General features: G+C 66.9%; 16 protein-coding genes and 1 tRNA gene. 8 read left to right on the forward strand and 9 right to left on the reverse strand.

Annotated features, from left to right (window positions below):
* Positions 1 to 192 (forward strand): hypothetical protein (locus tag MFF30_RS10910; RefSeq protein ID WP_238279396.1); only part of this gene is annotated, 192 nt, incomplete at its 5' end.
* Positions 193 to 412: 220 nt separating this feature from the next.
* Here MFF30_RS10910 and MFF30_RS10915 read toward each other — a convergent pair.
* From MFF30_RS10915 to MFF30_RS10930, 4 genes are all read right to left on the reverse strand, one after another.
* Positions 413 to 2,008, reverse strand: a complete 1,596-nt coding sequence (locus MFF30_RS10915; RefSeq protein WP_238279397.1) for a porin — start codon at positions 2,006 to 2,008, stop codon at positions 413 to 415.
* Positions 2,009 to 2,399: 391 nt separating this feature from the next.
* Positions 2,400 to 3,458, reverse strand: coding sequence for an ABC transporter ATP-binding protein (locus MFF30_RS10920; RefSeq protein ID WP_238279398.1), 1,059 nt, complete (start codon positions 3,456 to 3,458; stop codon positions 2,400 to 2,402).
* Positions 3,451 to 5,121 carry an ABC transporter permease gene (locus MFF30_RS10925; protein ID WP_238279399.1) on the reverse strand — a complete coding sequence of 557 codons (1,671 nt, stop codon included), beginning with the start codon at positions 5,119 to 5,121 and terminating at the stop codon, positions 3,451 to 3,453. The genes MFF30_RS10920 and MFF30_RS10925 overlap by 8 nt, the downstream gene beginning before the upstream one ends.
* Before the next feature lie 4 nt (positions 5,122 to 5,125).
* Positions 5,126 to 6,223, reverse strand: coding sequence for an ABC transporter substrate-binding protein (locus MFF30_RS10930; RefSeq protein ID WP_238279400.1), 1,098 nt, complete (start codon positions 6,221 to 6,223; stop codon positions 5,126 to 5,128).
* Between the two features lie 151 nt (positions 6,224 to 6,374).
* Between MFF30_RS10930 and MFF30_RS10935 the strand changes: the two genes are divergently transcribed.
* Positions 6,375 to 7,058 (forward strand): response regulator, encoded by a 684-nt coding sequence (locus MFF30_RS10935; RefSeq protein WP_238279402.1) that lies wholly within the window; start codon positions 6,375 to 6,377, stop codon positions 7,056 to 7,058.
* Positions 7,055 to 8,515, forward strand: coding sequence for a sensor histidine kinase (locus tag MFF30_RS25965; protein ID WP_283205887.1), 1,461 nt, complete (start codon positions 7,055 to 7,057; stop codon positions 8,513 to 8,515). The genes MFF30_RS10935 and MFF30_RS25965 overlap by 4 nt, the downstream gene beginning before the upstream one ends.
* A 159-nt stretch (positions 8,516 to 8,674) precedes the next feature.
* Here the strand turns inward: MFF30_RS25965 and MFF30_RS10950 are convergent, their stop codons facing one another.
* Together MFF30_RS10950 and dctA are read right to left on the reverse strand one after the other, a co-directional pair.
* Positions 8,675 to 9,838: a mandelate racemase/muconate lactonizing enzyme family protein gene (locus MFF30_RS10950; protein WP_238279403.1), complete on the reverse strand. Its 1,164-nt coding sequence runs from the start codon at positions 9,836 to 9,838 to the stop codon at positions 8,675 to 8,677.
* A gap of 60 nt (positions 9,839 to 9,898) precedes the next feature.
* Complete coding sequence (dctA, locus tag MFF30_RS10955) at positions 9,899 to 11,230, reverse strand: C4-dicarboxylate transporter DctA (protein WP_238279404.1); 1,332 nt, start codon at positions 11,228 to 11,230, stop codon at positions 9,899 to 9,901.
* Between the two features lie 124 nt (positions 11,231 to 11,354).
* Here dctA and MFF30_RS10960 point away from each other — a divergent pair, with 124 nt between their 5' ends.
* Positions 11,355 to 12,278: a LysR family transcriptional regulator gene (locus MFF30_RS10960; RefSeq protein ID WP_306424571.1), complete on the forward strand. Its 924-nt coding sequence runs from the start codon at positions 11,355 to 11,357 to the stop codon at positions 12,276 to 12,278.
* Between the two features lie 1,148 nt (positions 12,279 to 13,426).
* Here the strand turns inward: MFF30_RS10960 and MFF30_RS10965 are convergent.
* Positions 13,427 to 13,501, reverse strand: a tRNA-Gln gene (locus tag MFF30_RS10965).
* 97 nt (positions 13,502 to 13,598) lie between these two features.
* Here MFF30_RS10965 and MFF30_RS10970 point away from each other — a divergent pair.
* The 3 genes from MFF30_RS10970 to MFF30_RS10980 all read left to right on the forward strand — a co-directional run bounded on the left by MFF30_RS10970 (position 13,599) and on the right by MFF30_RS10980 (position 17,079).
* Positions 13,599 to 14,351 (forward strand): SDR family oxidoreductase, encoded by a 753-nt coding sequence (locus MFF30_RS10970; protein ID WP_238279405.1) that lies wholly within the window; start codon positions 13,599 to 13,601, stop codon positions 14,349 to 14,351.
* Positions 14,352 to 14,463: 112 nt separating this feature from the next.
* A complete protein-coding gene (locus tag MFF30_RS10975; protein WP_238279407.1) occupies positions 14,464 to 16,098 on the forward strand; it encodes a peptide chain release factor 3 in 1,635 nt (544 codons plus the stop codon).
* A gap of 189 nt (positions 16,099 to 16,287) precedes the next feature.
* The gene (locus MFF30_RS10980) at positions 16,288 to 17,079 is read left to right on the forward strand and encodes a DUF2189 domain-containing protein (protein WP_238279408.1); all 792 of its coding nucleotides are present in this window, start codon (positions 16,288 to 16,290) and stop codon (positions 17,077 to 17,079) included.
* 18 nt (positions 17,080 to 17,097) lie between these two features.
* On the opposite strand, the gene MFF30_RS10985 is transcribed toward MFF30_RS10980, so the two are convergent.
* Positions 17,098 to 17,550, reverse strand: coding sequence for a response regulator (locus MFF30_RS10985; RefSeq protein WP_238279409.1), 453 nt, complete (start codon positions 17,548 to 17,550; stop codon positions 17,098 to 17,100).
* Positions 17,551 to 17,604: 54 nt separating this feature from the next.
* Positions 17,605 to 18,072 (reverse strand): BLUF domain-containing protein, encoded by a 468-nt coding sequence (locus MFF30_RS10990; RefSeq protein ID WP_306424572.1) that lies wholly within the window; start codon positions 18,070 to 18,072, stop codon positions 17,605 to 17,607.
* A gap of 256 nt (positions 18,073 to 18,328) precedes the next feature.
* Between MFF30_RS10990 and MFF30_RS10995 the strand changes: the two genes are divergently transcribed.
* Positions 18,329 to 19,720 carry a flagellar hook protein FlgE gene (locus MFF30_RS10995; RefSeq protein ID WP_238279411.1) on the forward strand — a complete coding sequence of 464 codons (1,392 nt, stop codon included), beginning with the start codon at positions 18,329 to 18,331 and terminating at the stop codon, positions 19,718 to 19,720.
* Positions 19,721 to 19,724 lie beyond the last annotated feature (4 nt).

Genomic DNA, 19,724 nt, shown 5'->3' on the forward strand with positions numbered 1-19,724 from the left:
CGCCGCACGCGTGCGGCGCACACCAGCACGATCGCCGAACGGTTTCGGCCCGGCCGGGTCCGAGATTCGATCGACCTTGTCGTCGATCCCGTGGGCGTGCCACGGCCGAACCCACCACAAGCGTGGTCGCGCCGTAACGCGACATCAGCGTCGGGCCGGCAATCCGTATCGGGTTTGGTGCTTGGGGGCTGAGGCGATCGCCGACTGGCGTATCTTCGCGCGCTTCAACGGCAAGGATCCGGGTCGTCGCGCGGTGTCCGACGCGCCGATGCGCGGTGCACTCTGGCTTATCCATAGGATCGATCGCCCCGGGGAAGGCGGCGGGCAAGCCCACCGCCGACCCACCCGCGACCCTGCCCGGATCGGTATTGGACCACCCCTGAGCCGTCGGGAGGATCGTCCGGTGCCGTGTTCAGAAGTCGCGCTGGACGCGAGCCCGGACCTGGACAGTGTCTTCGCTGGTCTTCGTCCGGATGGTGTTGGCGAGGTTGTTCACGAAGGCCGCATTCTGCGCCGGGAACTTGCTCAGGTCGAGCACGCGGCCCGACGTGACGCCGTACTGCGTGTAGATGCCCTCGAACCCGATATCGAGGTCGCGGACCGGCGACCAGATCAGGCTTCCGCCCACGACGAAGCGGTAGTTGTCGCGCAGGACCTGGCTCACGTCGAAGAAGCGTGTACCGGGCGTTCCCGGACCGGCGCCGGTGATGCCGTAATAGGCGCCCTGGCGGGCGCGGGCGCCGCTGGCGAAGTTCAACTCGCCGTAGGAGCCGAAGACGGCTGAGCGCAGCTCCGGCGTCCAGTAATGCAGGAACGAGGCGACCGCGGTGAAAGTCGTCGAGAGTTCGAGCCGATTTGTAAAAGGGTTGAGCACCGCGTCGTTGAAGTACTGGTTGAACGCCGAACCCTGGATCGAGGATGTATTGCCGATGTAGGAGCCTGTATAGGCCGAGAAGCCCGTATACATCCCGGCGCCCTCGCCGTAGGAGGCTTGGAGGTAGAGGGTGTCACCGGGCGCGATGAACGGCAGGTTGACCTTCACGCCGCCCTGGACCGCCCAACCGTAGGCGGTGGCGAGGCCGGGACCCGTGACGCTGTTGGCCGCCGTCACCGCGCTGCCGAGGTTGGTGCCCGCGAAAGCGCCCGCAATGGGATTGGCGTAGTTCAGCTCGTGCACGGCCGCTGAGAGTTGGGCCGAGCCCCAGGTCGCGTCGTAGCGCAGGACGCCGACGAAGTCGGGCATGCGGTTGCGCTGCACGATGTCGACGAAGCCGACGCCCGTCGGCGTGCCGGTGGCGGAGAAGCCGATGAAGAGCGGGCTGGCGGCCAGCGTCGTGCCGGGCGCGTTCGCCGCCGTGAAGAGCGGTGTGCGGCGGAAGCTCGGATCCTCCATCGAAACCGTGGCCGAGAAGCCCGAGCTGCCGAGTTTGGTCGTATAGGCGGCGAGGTTTGTCGAGGTCACGTCCGAACTCATCGAGGAGGCGATGATCTCGAAGTCGTGGGCATAGAAATCGTAGAACGAGGTGGCGCGCCCCGCCGTGAAGCCCGCGAACTGGATGAACGCCTTGTCGGTGTTGAAGAATTGTTGCACGCGACCGGCTTGGTCCTGCCCGGTGGCGCCGAAGGCGTTGCCGATGCGCTCCGTGGTGCCCGACCGGATCGTCGGGATGCCGGTACGGCTGGCCGCTTCGAGCCTCAGGAAGGCCCGCAGGGTCCCGTAGCTGGTCTGCGTGCGCGCATCCACGTTGATGCGGGCGAGGCCACGGTAGCCGGTGAGATCGCCGGGCGTCGAGGTTCCGCTCGAGCCCCGGCTGTAGGAGGTTTGGTATCCGACCTCGAAGCGCGCGCGCCCGGAGAGCCGGATGCAGGTATCGGTGCCGGGAATGTAGAAGAATCCGTTGCCGTAGGCGTTGCAGACGCGAACGAATTCGATCGGTGCAGCGACCTTAGCGGGAAGATCTGCGGCGCTAGCCGCGGATGTTGCGGCAAGAGCCGCAACCGATGACATGAGGACTTTGTTCAGGTGGTGCACGCGTATCTCCCACGAGATCTGTCGCTATGTCCAGCATGCCATGACCGGTGCCGCCGATCCGAAGATCCGTGCATGATGTTTGCCGGGTTGATAGACTTTTGAGGCTTATAAATTGATATGCGATCGGACTGTGCTAGTCGCACCGGATTTCTAATCGAACGAATCAAGCATAGTCTAGTTATATGCGGGAATATTTGCAGATAAATGCAAATTTACAACATTCCGGTGGCAAGTACATATAGATTAACTCAAGCTAAATCGCATTCGCGCCGGCACGAATCGGCGGCGTGATTAATCCCAAGCTTGGTGCGCGGCCGGTCGTCCGAGAATGGTGGCGCCGTACGGGGCCCGTACGGCAGCCGATCGCTCAGAACACCCAGAGCCGGTCGGGCGGGCATTCCACCCAATGCGTTCCGGGCCCGACCCGCTGGTGCGAGAGCAGACGCAGGCTCTGGTCGCCGCAGCGGAACAGGTGCTCGAACTGGTTGCCGAGATAGATGGAGGTCTCGTACTCCACTGGGATCCGGTTCTCGCCCGCACCGTCGACGAGGCGCACGGCCTCGATCCGGATCACCCCCTTGGCATCCTCCCTGGCAGCTCCGCCTTCGGTCCGGTCGGTGCCCCAGAGCGGGTGCTGGCCCAGGGTCACGCGGGCGCGTCCGCCCTGGCGTTCGACCACGCCGACGTTCAGCGTGTTGTTGGTGCCCATGAACTCGGAGGCGAACAGGGTGGCGGGGCGTTCATAGAGCTCCTCCGGGGTGCCGGACTGGATCAGGCGGCCTCCGTCGAGGAGCACGATCTGGTCCGCGATGGCCAGCGCTTCGCTCTGGTCGTGGGTGACGAAGACGGCGGTGATGCCGAGGCGCTTGATGAGGGCCCGGATCCAGATCCGGGCCTCTTCCCGAAGCTTGGCATCGAGGTTCGAGAGCGGTTCGTCGAGGAGGATCACCGGCGGCTCGTAGACGAGGGCGCGGGCGATGGCGACGCGCTGCTGCTGGCCCCCGGAGAGCTGGGAGGGATAGCGCTCGCCCAGCGCCCCGAGGCCGACGCCCTCCAGCGCCGCCTGCACCTTGGTGCCGATGCCGGTCTTCGACTCGCCCCGCAGGCGCAGGCCGTAGGCGACGTTCTCGGACACCGTGCGGTGGGGCCAGAGCGCGTACGACTGGAACACGAAGCCGAGGTCCCGTCGCTCCGGCGGCAGGTTGACCTTGGTGCGCGCGTCGAAGACCGGGCGGCCGTCGATGCGGATCGACCCGTGGGACGGCTCCTCCAGGCCCGCGATGGAGCGCAGCAGCGTGGTCTTGCCGCTACCCGAACGCCCGAGGAGGCAGACGACGGAGCCTTCCTCGAAGCGGGCGTCGATGCCCTTCAGAACCTCGACGGAGCCGTAGCGGAGATGGAGGTCTTCGATGACGAGCTTAGGCATGACGCTTGTTCCCGAGTGCGAACATCAGGCCGAGGCCGACGAGGATGAGGGCGAGATTGACGGTGGAAAGAGCGGTGACAAGGTCGACGGCACCGGTGCCCCAGAGGGAGACCAGGAGCGAGCCGATCACCTCGGTGCCGGGGCTGAGCAGGTAGACGCCGGTGGAGTACTCGCGCACGAAGGTCACGAAGATGAGGACCCAGGAGCCGATCAGGCCCGCCTTGATCAGCGGCAGCGTGATGTCGCGGCTGACCTGGGCGGGGCGTGCGCCCGAGACCCGCCCGGCCTCCTCCAGTTCGGGGCCGATCTGCAGCAGGGACGCACTGACGAGGCGCATGCCGTAGGCGAGCCAGACCAGCGTGTAGGCGAGCCACAGGCTGAACAGGGTCTGGCGGAAGGGCTGCAGGATCGGCGTGAACAGGAAGAGCCAGAACATCGCGAGGCCGGCGATCAGCCCCGGCATGGCGCGCGGCACCAGCACGAGGTAGTCGAGAACCGCCGTCCAGCGCGAGCGCCAGCGGTGCAGCGCGAGGTTGACCAGGGCGTAGAAGCTCACCGAGAGCGCGCCGCCGACCGTGGCGATGAGCAGGGTGTTGACGATGCCCCGGACGAGGTTGGGGTATTCCATCAGCTCGCGGAAATGTGCGGTCGTCAGGTTCTCCCAGATGCCCACGCCTTCACCCCAGGAGGCGAGGAAGGAGCGGAGCACGAGGGCCGTCACGGGGATCACGACGGTGACGCCGAGCCAGGCCACGATCAGGCCGAGGGCCGGCCAGCGCCAGGCGCCGATGGCGAGGGGACGCTGGGCGCTCGCCTTGCCCTTCACCGCCACGTACCGGCTGGCGGCGGCCAGCAGCTTGCGCTGGGTGTAGACCAGGGGCAGCGTCACGAAGATGATCGAGACGACCACCACCGCCATCAGGTCGTAGGACGGCGTGCCGAGCTTGTTCGTGAGCTTGTAGAGGTAGGTCGCCAGCACCAGGATGCGCTCGGGGTCGCCCAGCACCAGAGGCAGGCCGAACAGCTCGAAGCCGAGGAAGAACACCAGCACCGTGGCATAGAGGATGCTCGGCATGATCATCGGCAGGCTGACCGTCAGGGCCACCCGCAAGGGGCCGGCCCCGGCGGAGCGGGCCGCCTCCTCCACGTCGGAGCCGAGCGAGCGCAGGGCCGAGGATGCGTAGAGGAACACGTGCGGTACGTGGGTGAGGCCCGCGATGAGGATCAGCGAGGTCTTCGAGTAGAGGTACCAGGGGATGCTCCCCGTGAGGCCCTTCACCCACAGGCTGACGATCCCGACGGGGCCGAGCGCAACCACGAAGCCGAAGGCGAGCACCACCGAGGACACGAACATCGGCACCAGCACGAGGGGCTCGATGAAGCGCTTGCCCGGCAGGTCGGTGCGCACCAGCAGGAAGGCCATCATGCAGCCGAGCGGCACCGCGATCGCGGTCATGCCGACGGCGATGATCGCCGAATTCAGGAAGGCATCGCGAAAATCCTCCTCCTCGAAGAGGACGAACTCGTAGGCCTGGGTCGTCAGCGTGCTGTTGGGCTGGAAGAACGGCCCGCTGAGGAAGCTCTGGTAGACCACCAGCCCCACGGGGCCGAGGATCAGGAGCGCGGTGATCAGGACGACCGCGATGCGGAAGGCGCGGGGCATGGCTCTAGTTCGCCGCCAGCGCGCGCTGCCACTGCTTCAGAAAGCGCAGGCGGGTGATCTGGTCGAGGTAGGTCAGGAGCTCGGGCCCGACGCGAATCGGCTTGAGGGTGACTTCCGTGGCGCCGGGCAAGCTCTTGATGCCGTGGGTCTCCTGGAGGTCGTCGCGGACCGAGGTCATGGCGTGGCGGGCGAGCTCGACCTGGCCGGCCTTCGACAGGATGAAGTCGAGGAACAGCTTGGCGCTCGCCGGGTTCTTGGCCTTGGCCGAGACGAAGGCGATGCGCGACATCACCTGGGTGTAGTCTTTGGGCAGGACGAAGCTGAGGTTCGGGTCCTTGCGGTTACGCTGCAGGACGTAGGAACCGATCATGTTGTAGGCCAGCGTGTGCTCACCCGAGACCACGCGCTCGATCATGGCGCCGGTGGAGGTGTAGAACTTGGCGCTGGCCTTCCCCATCGCCTTGACCGTGTCCCAGGTCGTCGAGGGACTGATCTGCACGTCCTGCGTCACGTAGAGGAAGCCGACGCCGGACCGCTCCGGATCGTAGGAGGTGACCTTGCCCTTCAGGGCATCGGGCTGCGCCGCCAGGAGCTTGGCGAAGTCCGCGTGGCTGCGCGGCACGTCGGCCTCGGGCACCAGGCGCTTGTTGTAGGCGAAGACGATGGGCTCGGCGGTGGTGCCGTAGGCCTGATCCTTCCACTTCGCCCAATCGGGCAGCGCGCTCTTCTCCGGCGAGGCATAGGTCATCGCGTAGCCGTCGTTGACGAGCTTGATCTGCAGGTCCATCGCCGAGGACCAGATCAGGTCGGCGGTGGCGCCCGCGGCGGCTTCCGCAACGTAACGGCTGTAGAGTTCGGTGGAGTTCTGGTCGGCGTATTCGACCTTGAGCTTGGGATAGAGCGCCCGGAACTGGGTCAGGAGTTCGGAGACTTCGGCGGCATCGGCTGTCGAGTAGATCGACAGGGCGCCTTCCTTGTTGGCGGCCTCGATGAGCTCCGCATAGGCGGCCGGATACCCGGGCGGTACGGGGGTCTGAGCCTGGGCCTCGCCGGTGAGGGCGAGGATCGACAATGCGAGCGACAATACGAGCCGCTTGTTCATGATGAGCTCCCTGGCGATGGTGCGTCTCGTTGCGCACCTGTCGAAGGGTAAGGTAACCACCCGACCTTGCATCATCCTGACACGGCATCCCGCCACGTCAGGAAAGATACTTCATCGCCACACCTTCGGCCGCCGGGGAGAAGGGGTCACCATGCGGATCCTCATCGTGGAGGATGACGCCGCGCTGGCCCGCGGGATCGTCTCCGCCCTGCGCCTGAGCGGCTTCGCCGTCGACCGCGCCGCGCGCGGCGCCGAGGTCCTGCCCTGGCTGCGCCAAGAATCCTACGCCCTCGTCGTGCTCGATCTCGGCTTGCCCGACCGCTCCGGCTTCGACGTGCTGCGCGAGATCCGCCGGGCCGGCATGACGGTTCCGGTCATGATCCTGACGGCGCGGGCGGCGGTGGCCGACCGGGTCACCGGCCTCGATCTCGGCGCGGACGACTATCTCGCCAAGCCGTTCGATCCGGCCGAGCTCGAGGCGCGGGTTCGCGCCCTGGTCCGGCGCGGCAGCGGCCAACCCGATCCGATCCTGACCTGCGCCGACCTCGTCTTCGACCGCTCGGGCCAGGTCGCGACGCTCGCCGGGCGGGTGCTGCCCCTGCGCAAGCGCGAGATGGCGATCCTCGAATCCCTCATCACCCGGGTCGGCCGCGTCGTCTCGAAGGAGCGCCTGACCGCGGAGGTGTTCGGATTCGACGAGGAGATCACCCCCAACGCCGTCGAGGTCTACGTGGCGCGTCTGCGCCGGCACCTCGGCGAGACGGGGCCGCGCATCGTCACGATGCGGGGGCTCGGCTACCTGATGGAGCCTGGTCCGCCCGGGGACACACGGTGAGCATCCGCTCCCTGCGCCTGCGGGTCGCCGCCTACCTGTTGATCCCGATGGCGGCCCTGGCCCTGGCGCTCGCGGCGGGCGGCACCTGGTTCGTGGACGCCTTCGTCACCCGGGCCTACGACCGGGTGCTGGCCGGCTCGATCCTGTCGATCGCCGAGCGGCTCTCCGTTCAGGACGGGCACGTCACCGTCGACATGCCGGCAGCGGCCTTCCGCATGCTCTCGAATTCCGAGCGCGACAGCATCTTCTACAGCGTCTCGGCCGACGGGGAGTTCGTGACGGGCTACAAGGATCTCGGTCTGCCCGCGACGCTGCCGCCCGTCGAGACGCTGGCCTACCGCGACGGCGTCTTCCTCGGTCAGCGCGTGCGCATCGGCGCGATGCTGAAGCCCATCTACGTCACGAACCACACGGCCCTGGTGCAAGTGGCCGAGACAACGCACGGCCGCGACCTGCTGGTGCGGCGGATGCTCACCGCCCTGACGGTCCTGGGCTTGGTTCTGGCCGCCATCGGCGTCCTGCTCGTCTGGTTCGCGGTGCAGATGGGGCTGACGCCCCTCGACCGCCTTCGCCGCGAGGTGGAGCAGCGCCGCTTCGACGGGCGCGGCGCGGTGCCGCCCTTCACCGTCGCGGGCGTGCCGGGGGAGGCGCTGCCCCTGGTGGGCGCCCTCAACGAACTCCTGCGCCAGCTTAATCACGCCCTGACGGTCATGCGCGAATTCACGACCGATGCCTCGCACCAGCTGCGCACGCCCGTGGCGATCCTGAAGACCCACCTCAGCCTTCTCGACCGCCAGCCCCCCGGGAGCGCGGCCTGGAACACCTCGCGGGCCGACATCGCGGCGGCCGTCGACCGCCTCGATCACCTCATCGCGCAACTTCTCACGCTCGCGGCGGTGGAGGAAGGCGCGGCCCGGCGCCCGGAACCGGTGACGATCGACCTCGCGCGCCTCGCCCGCGACGCCACCGCCGACTTCGCCGGCCTGGCGCTGCGCCGGGACATCGACCTGTCCTTCGAGGCCTTGAGCCACCCGTCCATCCGGCTGGAACCGCTGCTGCTCGAGGAGATCCTGCGCAACCTGATCGACAACGCCGTGCGCTATACCGGGCCCGGCGGACAGGTCGCCGTCAGTGTCGCGTCGGCGGCGGACGAGGATGGCGGCGCGGTCCGGATCGCGGTGGAGGATAACGGCCCCGGCATTCCAAAGGCGGAGCGCGAACGGGTCTTCGAACGCTTCCACCGCCTCGACGCGAATCGCGACACGGACGGCAGCGGTCTCGGCCTCGCCATCGTGCGTGCCTACGCCGATCAGCTCCGCGCCCGGGTGACGCTCGCCTGTGGCCGGGACGGACGCGGTCTGCGCGCCGAGATCATTCTGTCGCCCGAACTCAGGCCGGCCGGAGGTTCGCCGCTGCGCGAGGTCGCTGCGCGCAGCGAGAACGAGGCCTGCGCCTGACCGCGACGATGGCGCTGACGAAGCACTTGGTCAGAATGGCGAGCCCGGCTCGCTCGTTCCCCAACGCCCGAACGTCGATCGCCACCGTGGCGTGAGGCCGTCCGGGCAAGACGAGGCTGCGCGGGGTGCCATCGACCCCGTGCAGCCGACGACCCGGGTTTACGCCGCGAGTTCGCGCATGACCCTGATCAGGTCGGACTTGCCCTCGAAGCCGATGCCCGGAAGCTCGGGCATGACGATGTGCCCGTTCTCGACCCGCACCCCGTCGGGGAAGCCGCCATAGGGCTGGAACAGGTCCGGGTAGCTCTCGTTTCCGCCGAGCCCGAGGCCCGCCGCGATGTTGAGCGACATCTGGTGACCGCCATGCGGGATGCAGCGCTTGGGCGACCAGCCGAACTGCTCCAGCACGTCGAGGGTGCGCAGGTACTCGACGAGGCCGTAGGACAGGGCGCAATCGAACTGCAGGTAGTCCCGGTCCGGCCGCATGCCGCCGTAGCGCAGGAGGTTGCGGGCATCCTGGTGCGAGAACAGGTTCTCACCGGTGGCCATCGGGCCGGGATAGAACTCCGACATCGCCGCCTGCAGGGCGTAGTCCAGGGGGTCGCCGATCTCCTCGTACCAGAACAGCGGATACTGGCGCAGCATCTTGGCGTAGGCGATGGCGGTCTCGAGGTCGAAGCGCCCGTTCACGTCGACGGCGAGCTGCGCCTGGGCGCCGATCTCCGCCAGAACGGCTTCGATGCGGCGCTGATCCTCCGCGATCGGGACGCCGCCGATCTTCATCTTCACGACCGTGTAGCCCCGGTCGAGGTAGCTGCGCATCTCGGCGCGCAGCTGGGTGTCGTCCTTGCCCGGATAATAGTAGCCGCCGGCCGCGTAGACGAAGACGCGCGGGTCGGCCGCGATGCCCTTCTGCTCGGCCAGCATCCGGAACAGCGGCTTGCCGGCGATCTTGGCTGTGGCGTCCCAGATCGCCATGTCGAGGGTGCCCACCGCCACCGAGCGCTCGCCGTGGCCGCCGGGCTTCTCGTTGGTCATCATCGCCGCCCAGAGCTTGTGCGGATCGAGGTTGTCGCCGGCCGCGTTCAGCACGCTCGTCGGGTCGGCCTCGAGCAGGCGGTTCCTGAAGCGCTCGCGGATGAGGCCGCCCTGGCCGTAGCGGCCGTTGGAGTTGAAGCCGTAGCCCACCACCCGGCGGCCGTCGCGCTCGACGTCGGTGACCACGGCCACGAGGCTGGCGGTCATCTTCGAGAAGTCGATGTAGGCGTTGCGGATGGGTGACGCGATCGGCTTGGTGACTTCGCAGACGTCGACGATACGCATGGGTCTCTCCTTGGAGCGTAGCGGGGATTGGAACGGCGTGGGGTCGGACGGGCCGTGGCCCTACGAGGCGGTGGCCGTGGACGCCGGCAGGCGGTGACCCGCCTTCGTCTCGGGAACGACGTCCTCGGCGGCGGTGGTCGCGCGGTTGCGGTAGGCCGCCTCGGCCTTGTCGCGGTCGAAGGCGCCCTCCCATTTGGCGACCGCGATCGTGGCGACCGCGTTGCCGATCAGGTTCGTCACCGCCCGCGCCTCGTTCATGAAGCGATCGACGCCGAGCAGCAGGACGAGGCCTGCGACCGGGACGGTGTGGATGCTCGACAGGGTGGCGGCGAGGGTGACGAAGCCGGCGCCGGCGACGCCGGCCGAGCCCTTCGAGGTCAGGAGCAGCACTCCGAGGACCACGAGCTGGTCGCCGAGGCCGAGCGGCGTGTTGGTGGCCTGCGCCACGAAGATCGCCGCCATGGTCAGATAGATGCAGGTGCCGTCCGCGTTGAAGGTGTAGCCGGTGGGCAGCACGAGGCCGACGACCGACTTCTCGCAGCCGAGCCGCTCCAGCTTGGCCATCATGCGCGGCATCACGGCCTCGGTGGAGCAGGTCCCGAAGGTGATCAGGATCTCGTCCTTGAAGTAGCCGAGGACCTTGAGGAGCGGGAATCCCGTCCAGGCACAGACGGAGCCGAGCACGAGCACGATGAACAGGATCGATGTGGCGTAGACACCGAGCATCAGGTAGGCGAGCGACCAGACGGTCCCGAAGCCGTACTTGCCGATGGTGAAGGCGACGCCCGCCCCGGCGCCGATGGGGGCCAGCCGCATCACCATGGCGACGATGCGGAACAGCGCGTCGAGCAGGCTGTCGACGACGGCGACCACCGGCTTGGCCCGCTCGCCCGCCTGCACAAGGGCGAGGCCGAAGAGCAGCGAGATCAGGATGATCTGCAGCATGGCGCCCTTGGCGAAGGCATCCACCATCGTGGTGGGGATGATGTCCATGAGGAAGCCGACGAGGCCGGGCTGCGCCTCCGCCCGCTTGGCGTAGGCCGCGATGGCGCTGCCGTCGATGTGCGTCGCATCGATGTTCATGCTGACGCCCGGCTGCATCACGTTGACCACGACGAGGCCGATGACGAGCGCGAGGGTCGAGACCACCTCGAAATAGACGAGCGCGCGGACCCCGATGCGCCCGACCTCCTTCAGGTTGCCCATCTTGGCGATGCCGACCACGATGGTGCCGAAGATGACCGGCGCGAGCAGCATCTTGATGAGCTTGATGAAGCCGTCCGCCAGGGGCTGCAGGGTCACCGCGACGTCCGGCAAGAAGTACCCGATGAATCCACCCAAGATGATCGCGATGAAGACTTGAACATAGAGCCGGCCGAGCCATGACTTCATGTCGTGTTTCCTCCTCTTACCGCTTCGCGGCGGTCAGATCTTCGATCCCTCTTGCGGGGTGTGATGCCTCCCATACGTGTGGACAGCCGCGCTCGGCCAATGCCATGTTCGGTATGCGCTATGCGTGAACGGCACAGAGATGGAACTGGACTGGCTGAAAGATTTCCTCGCGCTTGCCGAGCAGAAGACGTTTTCGCGCGCCGCCCAGGCTCGGCACGTGTCGCAACCCGCCTTCGGTCGCCGCATCCGCGCCCTGGAGGACTGGATCGGGACGCAGCTTTTCGTGCGCGGTGCTCAGGGGGCGGCCCTCACTCCGGCGGGCTCCCACTTCGAGCCAGCCGCCCATGCGTTGCTGCGGGGCCTGGAGCGCGCCCGGCGCGAGACGCGGGCCGCCGGCGCCCAGGACACGGCGACGTTGTCGATCGCAGCGACCCACGCCCTCTCGTTCACGTTCTTTCCGAGTTGGGTCCGTGGGGTGATGCGCACCCAGACGCTGGGCACCCTCAACCTCATCTCCGATAGCATGGAAGCCTGCGAGCAGATCATGCTGTCGGGCGAGGTGCACTTCCTGCTCTGCCACCATCATCCGGACGCGCCGACGCGCTTCGAGCCCGACCGGTTCGAGAGCGTGCGCGTCGGCGACGACGTGCTCGTTCCGCTCTGCACACCCGCCGCGCCGGGCCAGGACCAGGGATCGTGGTCGCTGCCGGGATCGTGCTCGGACCCGATTCCCTATCTGGCGTACAGTTCGGCCTCCGGGCTGGGCCGGATCCTTGAGAGCTGTCAGGCCGAGCCGCCCATCCACCGCGCGACCCGCTTCACCTCGCATCTCGCCGCGACGTTGACCACCATGGCGCGGGAGGGGCACGGCGTCGCCTGGCTACCGCAGACGGTCGCGGCCGACGACCGGTCCTGTGGTCGCCTCGTCCGCGCGGGACCCGAACAGTTCGATGTGCCCATCGAGATCAGGCTCTTCCGATCCCTGGAGTGCCGCAATCCAGCCGCCGACGCGCTCTGGAATTTCTTGAGCCAGCCCCAGATCGTCTAGTCTGCAGCCGAACACCGTCGGAGATCGAGGGCCTTCGACCATTCCCGGCTCCCGCCGGGGCGGCGTTCCTCGTTTTGCGCAACCGAGGCGCGCCACGGGACCGGTGCGGGAGATCCCCACCGGCATGCGCCGGCCCTGACGCTCCGGCGATCGCTCGGCGAGCCACAGGCTGGGAACCATCCCGCCACCGGCCCGTTCTGACACATCCCAAGCGAGACTCGACCCTTACCCGCCCGGCTCCGGCCGCGGCGGGTTTCTTTTGTCACGCACACCGCGTTTACAAGCCTTGACTCTCGTTATCGTGCGTCGAACTTAGTCGGGAGCTTCGCACAGAGACAGAACACTGGATTTCAGAAAATGAAAAACTTGCGATCACCGCTGCTCTTGAGGATTTTTCCTGCGTTATGCAGCCTGTTTTTCATTGGAAACAGCAGTGCTGTTGCGCAGACTGCGGGTGATTGGGTCCTGGGACGGTATAAAGGCGGGGCGTACTGGTACCCTGGTGTCATCCAGAGTGTTTCCTCTGATAGGATCGTTGTCGCTTACGATGACGGCGACCGGGAGGCGATGAGCCTATCCAACGTGAGGCCATATGCCTGGGCAATCGGAACGCGCGTCGAGTGCAACTTCCAAGGCGGCGGGAAGTGGTTCCCGGGTGTGATCGCTTCGTTGGCCGGCGAGTCTCTCGGCGTCAATTACGATGATGGCGACAAGGAGAAGACCAAGACCGGTCGCTGTCGCTCGACATAGATCGTCGCTTCGCGGTGCGGGCTCCCGTATCGCGGACCACGCCAATCGCCCGGCCGCCGTGATGGCGCGCCGGGCTTCTTCATGTCCTGCCCCATCAGCCATGCGGCCTTGCGGAGGACCTGAAGGGCACGGCCCCGGATCGGCGGGCCGTCACCGGATGCCGGGTTCTTGGCCGTAGGCCTGGGGTCGTACGGGCAGAGAGCCATGACAGGATGGCCGGTGCTGCGGCGGACCGGACGGAAAATCTGGGCGAGGGTGAGGACGGTCGCTTGGAAGGCACGGAACCGATTCGCTCGACGGTCCGACTGTGCCGACTTTCGTGCGTCCGCACAGCACAGCCTGTTCCGCCATGACGGCAAGATCCGCTGCGGACGGCAATTGATCGTCCGAGAAAAAACTGGCTGGGGCGCCAGGATTCGAACCTGGGAATGGCGGTACCAAAAACCGCTGCCTTACCACTTGGCGACGCCCCAAAGCGCTGGCGTGGCGTTGTCTAGACGCAGTCTTCGGCCCTGGCAACGGGGGAGGGGCGGGCTTTATGATCCGGTGTGTGGAACGAAGGGAAGCGGCATGCTCGGACGGATTGCAGTCGTGACCGGGGCGAGTTCGGGAATCGGGCGCGTCGTAGCGCTTGGGCTAGCGCGGGCCGGCTACGACCTCGTGTTGGCGGCGCGCCGCGCCGAGCCCCTTGAACGCGTGGCGATTCTGGCGCGGGATGCGGGGGTGGCCGCCGAGGCGGTGGTCACCGACGTGGCGGATGCCGAATCGGTGACGCGCCTGTTCGCCCATGTGGCGGAGCGCTTCGGGCGCCTCGACGTCCTGTTCAACAATGCGGGCGTCTTCACCCCCGGCGCGGCGATCGACGCGGTCAGCCTCGCGGACTGGCGCCGCTCGGTGGATGTGAACCTCACCGGCGCGTTCCTGTGCACTCAGGCGGCGTTCCGGATGATGAAGGACCAGGATCCGCGCGGCGGCCGCATCATCAACAACGGCTCCATCGCGGCGCAGGCACCGCGTCCGCACTCGGCACCCTACGCGGCCACCAAGCACGCCATCACGGGCCTGACCAAGGCGACCTCCCTGGACGGGCGCCCCTACGACATCGCCTGCGGGCAGATCGACATCGGGAACGCCGAGACGGAAATGACGGCCGGTATCGCCACTGGCGCGCGCCAGGCGGATGGCAGCGTCCGGGCCGAGCCCGTGATGGATGCGCGGCACGTGGCCGACGCGGTGGTCTACATGGCGGGGCTCCCGCTGTCGGCCAATGTGCAGTTCATGACCGTGGTCGCCACCAACATGCCGTATCTCGGGCGCGGTTGAGTTTTGCGCATCGCGCCCGAAGCGCCTACAGAACGGCACTTCGCCGTACCTTCGCGGCCGCCCCTTCGCGAACGCCGTCCGCCGCGCGCGGACATGGAACGCCTTGCCCGCCATGCTGATGCAGAACGACTCGAAGCCCGCCGACGCCAAGCCCAGCGACGCGAAGGCCGACCCCGTCGCCCGTCGCCGCACTTTCGCGATCATCTCGCACCCGGATGCCGGCAAGACCACGCTCACCGAGAAGCTGCTGCTGTTCGGGGGCGCGATCCAGCTCGCCGGCGAGGTCAAGGCCAAGCGCAACAGGGTCTCGACCCGCTCGGACTGGATGGGCATTGAGAAGGAACGCGGCATCTCGGTCGTCACCTCGGTGATGACGTTCGAGTACGGCGACTGCGTCTTCAACCTCCTCGACACGCCGGGCCACGAGGACTTTTCCGAGGACACCTACCGCACCCTGACGGCGGTCGATTCGGCCGTAATGGTGATCGATGCGGCCAAGGGCATCGAGGCGCGCACCCGCAAGCTGTTCGAGGTCTGCCGCCTGCGCGACATCCCGATCGTCACCTTCATCAACAAGCTCGACCGCGAGGCGCGCGACCCCTTCGAGCTCCTCGACGAGATCGAGAAGGTGCTCGCCCTCGACGTGGCGCCGGTGACCTGGCCGATCGGGCGCGGCCGCAGCTTCGCCGGCACCTACGACCTCGGCAACGGCCGGGTGCGCCGCCTCGACGCGGCGGACGACGCCGGAACCGTGGCGGTGACGGGCGTCGAGGACCCGCTGTTCGACGCGCTGCTCACCGAGGACGGCGAGGCGGCGACCTGGCGCGAGGAGGCGGAGCTCGCCGAGACCGGCCTGAAGCGCTTCGACCTCGAGGCTTTTCGCGAGGGCCACCTCACGCCGGTCTTCTTCGGCTCGGCGCTGCGCAATTTCGGCGTGCGCGACCTCATCGACGGGCTCGCCCGCTTCGCGCCCCCGCCGCGCGGTCAGGACGCCGACAAGCGCCTCGTGGAGCCGACCGAGGCGAAGATGACGGGCTTCGTGTTCAAGATCCAGGCGAACATGGACCCGAACCACCGGGACCGCATCGCCTTCATGCGGGTCTGCTCGGGGCGGCTGAACCGGGGGATGAAGGCCAAGCTCGTGCGCACCGGCAAGCCGATGTCGCTCTCGGCGCCGCAGTTCTTCTTCGCCCAGGACCGCGCCATCGCGGACGAGGCCTTCGCGGGTGACGTGGTGGGCATTCCCAACCACGGCACGCTACGAATCGGCGACACCCTGACGGAGGGCGAGGAGATCGTGTTCCGCGGCGTGCCGAGCTTTGCGCCCGAGATCCTGCGCCGGATTAAGCTCACCGACGCGATGAAGGCCAAGAAGCTGAAGGAGGCGCTGCAGCAGATGGGCGAGGAGGGCGTCGTGCAGGTCTTCCGCCCGCATGACGGCTCCCAGGCCATCGTCGGCGTCGTCGGCGCCCTCCAGCTCGACGTGCTGAAGGAGCGCCTCCAGGCTGAGTACGGCCTGCCGATCGACTACGAGCCGACCCGTTTCTCGATCTGCCGCTGGATCACCGCCGAGAAGGAGCCCGAGCTCGACAAGTTCATCGGCAGCCACGGTTCGGCCATGGCGAGCGACCTCGATGGTGCGCCGGTCTTCATGGCCACCACGGCCTTTTCGCTCCGCTACGAGGAGGAGCGGGCGCCGGAGGTGCGCTTCAGCGACATCAAGGATTACCAGAAGCGCGCCGCATAGCGTCAAGCTTTCACGGGCTTATACTCAAGGTTCGGGAAATCATCGCGGGTCGGCGTGAAAGCCGAAGACAGACGCTGAAAATGGGTTTAGCGTCGGGTGCATTCGCTCTCGGCGCCTTCACGCACGGGCATGCGTACAAGGCTTGGGCGTCGACGTCGTGAGCTTTCTCCTTGCGTGAGGGCTTGAGCAATGACGACCCTTCCGGTCCACGATTTCGGCCACAGCATGGCCCGCCCGGTGGTGAACGCCATCGACGGCCGCGATCTGTCGGAGGCGCTCCGACAGGGCGTCGACGACTTCCTGGCGATGCCGACACACGCGCTCTTCATCGGGCTGATTTACCCCATCGTGGGCGTCGTGCTGGCGACCTTCGCGTTCGGGACCGAGGTGCTGCCGCTGGTGTTCCCCCTCGCGGCGGGCTTTGCCCTGATCGGGCCTTTCGCGGCGATCGGCCTGTACGAGCTGAGCCGGCGGCGGGAGCAGGGTCTGTCGACCGACTGGGCCTATGCCTTCGCGAGCCTTCGGCGGCCGGCGGCGGGGGCTCTGGCGGGCTTCGGGCTGGTGCTGGCGGTGATCCTGGCGTCCTGGCTGCTCGCGGCCCAGGGCATCTTCTGGGCGCTCTACGGCGACGCCGCTCCGGTCTCCGTCCTCGACTTTGTGCGTGAGGTGCTTACGACGCCGCGCGGCTGGGCCCTCATCGCCATCGGCAACCTCGTGGGCTTCGCCTTCTCGCTCGTGGTGCTCGCCATCAGCGTGGTCTCGGTGCCGATGCTGGTCGACCGCGAGGTCGACATGCTCACCGCCGTCGAGACATCGCTCGCCGCCTTCCGGCGCAACCCGCGCACCCTCACGGCCTGGGGCTTCGTGGTGGCCGGCCTGCTGATCCTCGGTTCGCTGCCGCTCTTCGTCGGTCTCGCCGTGGTGATGCCGATCCTCGGCCACGCGACCTGGCACCTGTATCGGCGGATCATCCCCGCCTGATCTCGGACCCGCCGGACGTCAGAATTTTCCCAGCATCGGGAAATCGATCGACAGGGCCGACTCGGCGGCGAGCGGTGCCTCTCGGCGGCGCGGCTTGCGGTTGATCACCTGCTTCAGCTTGGCCTTCAGCACAGACATGTCGAACGGCTTCAGGATGAAGGCGTCCGCACCGGCCTGGTGCGCGAGGTTGATGTCCTCGAAATCGAAGGACGCTTCGGTGAGCAGGAACGGCGTGTTCATCAACGCGTCGTCGGCGCGGATCTCGCGCAGGAAGGCGAGGCCGTCCATCGGCTCCATGTCGAGGTCCGAGATCACCAGCGCGTAGCGGCGCTCGCGCATGCGCTCGAGGGCGGTGACGGCGTCGGTCACCCCCTCCACGTCCGGGAAGCCGAGCCGGTTCATCAGCAGGATGACCAGCTTCAGGAGCTTCTCCTGGTCGTCGACGATGAGGATCGCGGGCGTATCGCTCATGGGCTTTCACGAATCCGGGTGCGGGGCGACGGGGTCGCGCCGGTCTGGCTCTAATCAGACGAACAAGTGGTCGATGCCCTGCTTCGTCATCGATTCGGCCTGGAGGGTGACGGCGAGCGCATGGATGGCCCCCGCCTTGGGCGTGCCACGCTGGAACATCGGAAGCAGGCTGGCCTTCTGGAAGATGCCATCATTCACCGGGGTGCGGATGCCGGTCGTGAAGGAATTCACGAATTCACGCTTCACGATTTCGCGCCACTCGACGATCTGCACGTCGCGGTGGCGCGAATCGTTGCTGATCCGCGCGAAGGTGTCGCTCACCGAGGTGCGCTCGCCCTCGATGATCTGCGCGGCGAAGTTCTGCTCGATGATCAGGAAGCTGGTGATCACCGCGAACTCGTTCTTTTTCTGGGCCTGACGCGTGATCTCGCCGATCTGCTGGGTGCGCGAGGTCGCGTCGGCCGAGAGATTCAGGCGCGAGAAGTAGATCAGGTGGACGAGGGTCGTCCGTTTGGCTCTCATGGTGGCGATCCACAACTGCGGTTCCCCGACGATAGGCAGATCGACGATAACGCGGCGTAAACATCCGACTTGGCATCGGATGTACCCGGCAAAAGCTGCCGCATCGGCGCGGACCCTGCGGTTCTTGCCGAGCAATTGCGAGCGTATCCCTAGGTTTTTCAGTGGCTTAGTCTTGGCATGACGATTGCGGCATCCGGTCTCAAAGCCGGTGCGCGCTACGCATCGGGTGTCGTCTCGTCAAAGAAGGGCCTCGGCCATGGATGTCTTCACCGCGCTGCAGACGGCCGTTTCGGGCCTCAAGGCCCAGTCGTTCTCGCTGGAGAACATCTCCGGCAACATCGCGAATTCGCAGACCGTCGGCTTCAAGCGGGTGGATACGAACTTCGTCGATCTCGTCGCCGAGCAGCAGACACCGACGCGGCAGGTCGCCGGCTCGGTAGCCGCCAACTCGCGGCAGACGACCACGGTGCAGGGCGGCCTGAACGCCACCGAGATCGGCACGAACATGGCGCTGAACGGCGAGGGCTTCTTCGTGGTCCAGACCAAGTCCGGGGACGCGAACGGCCAGTCCAGCTTCTCGACGAACGATTCCTACACGCGACGCGGCGACTTCGCCCTGGACAAGGACGGCTACCTCGTCAACGGCGCCGGGTCCTACCTCAAGGGCAACAGCCTCGACCCCGTCACCGGGCAGGCCACCGGCGAGGGCCCGGTCAAGGTGACGAACTCCATCCTGCCGGCGCACCCCACCGGCACCATCACGTACTCGGCCAACCTGCCCAAGACGCCCGCCACCAAGAACGCGAATGCCAGCATTCCGGGCTCCGAACTCCTCGGTACCCTGGCCTCCGGCGCGAATCCGGCCATCCTGTCCGGCACCGGGAGCGCCACGGTCTCGGCGGCGGATGCGGCGAGCTTCATCAACGGAAGCGTCGATGGACCTTCGCTAACCGCCTATACCGCGAGCGGTGGCCCCGTGGCGATCCAGACCCGCTGGGCCAAGGTCCAGAACGCGGATGCGACGGCCGGGACTAACGACGTCTGGAACCTGTTCTACGCCAACCAGAGCACGGTCACGAGCACCGCGACCGCATGGACGAATGCCGGTACGGCGTTCCAGTTCAACAACAGCGGCCAGCTTACCGCGCCGGCCACCTCGACCGTCGCCATCCCGGCCTTGACGGTCGACGGCGTCAATCTCGGCAACATCCAACTCAACTACGGCAGCGGCGGACTGACCGGCTACACCTCCTCGGGCGGCACGGTCACGACGAACACCCTAACCCAGGACGGTTATACGTCGGGAACGCTCAACAACCTCAGCGTCACCGCAGACGGCAAGGTTATGGGCAAGTACAGCAACGGGAACACGATCGCACTCGCGAACATCAAGGTGGTCCAGTTCAACAATTCCGACGGCCTCAAGGCCAACTCGAACGGCACCTACGAGCAGACTCTCGGTTCCGGAACGCCCCTCGTCGGTCTGAACGGAACGACGATCATCGGCAGCAACGTCGAGCAGTCGAACACCGACATCGCCAGCGAGTTCTCCAAGATGATCGTCACTCAGCAGGCCTATTCGGCCAACACGAAGGTCATCTCCACCTCGCAGGACATGATGTCCGCCTTGATCAACATCATCCGCTGAGTTC

It is taken from the genome of Methylobacterium goesingense, assembly GCF_022179225.1.
Taxonomy (GTDB): Bacteria; Pseudomonadota; Alphaproteobacteria; order Rhizobiales; family Beijerinckiaceae; genus Methylobacterium; species Methylobacterium goesingense.

Bases quoted from the DNA above. Each gene is read 5' to 3' on its own strand.
- MFF30_RS10915 (WP_238279397.1), bottom strand. From the start codon at position 2,008: ATGTCATCGGTTGCGGCTCTTGCCGCAACATCCGCGGCTAGCGCCGCA.
- MFF30_RS10920 (WP_238279398.1), bottom strand. From the start codon at position 3,458: ATGCCTAAGCTCGTCATCGAAGACCTCCATCTCCGCTACGGCTCCGTC.
- MFF30_RS10925 (WP_238279399.1), bottom strand. From the start codon at position 5,121: ATGCCCCGCGCCTTCCGCATCGCGGTCGTCCTGATCACCGCGCTCCTG.
- MFF30_RS10930 (WP_238279400.1), bottom strand. From the start codon at position 6,223: ATGAACAAGCGGCTCGTATTGTCGCTCGCATTGTCGATCCTCGCCCTC.
- MFF30_RS10935 (WP_238279402.1), top strand. From the start codon at position 6,375: ATGCGGATCCTCATCGTGGAGGATGACGCCGCGCTGGCCCGCGGGATC.
- MFF30_RS10950 (WP_238279403.1), bottom strand. From the start codon at position 9,838: ATGCGTATCGTCGACGTCTGCGAAGTCACCAAGCCGATCGCGTCACCC.
- dctA (WP_238279404.1), bottom strand. From the start codon at position 11,230: ATGAAGTCATGGCTCGGCCGGCTCTATGTTCAAGTCTTCATCGCGATC.
- MFF30_RS10970 (WP_238279405.1), top strand. From the start codon at position 13,599: ATGCTCGGACGGATTGCAGTCGTGACCGGGGCGAGTTCGGGAATCGGG.
- MFF30_RS10975 (WP_238279407.1), top strand. From the start codon at position 14,464: ATGCTGATGCAGAACGACTCGAAGCCCGCCGACGCCAAGCCCAGCGAC.
- MFF30_RS10980 (WP_238279408.1), top strand. From the start codon at position 16,288: ATGACGACCCTTCCGGTCCACGATTTCGGCCACAGCATGGCCCGCCCG.
- MFF30_RS10985 (WP_238279409.1), bottom strand. From the start codon at position 17,550: ATGAGCGATACGCCCGCGATCCTCATCGTCGACGACCAGGAGAAGCTC.
- MFF30_RS10990 (WP_306424572.1), bottom strand. From the start codon at position 18,072: ATGAGAGCCAAACGGACGACCCTCGTCCACCTGATCTACTTCTCGCGC.
- MFF30_RS10995 (WP_238279411.1), top strand. From the start codon at position 18,329: ATGGATGTCTTCACCGCGCTGCAGACGGCCGTTTCGGGCCTCAAGGCC.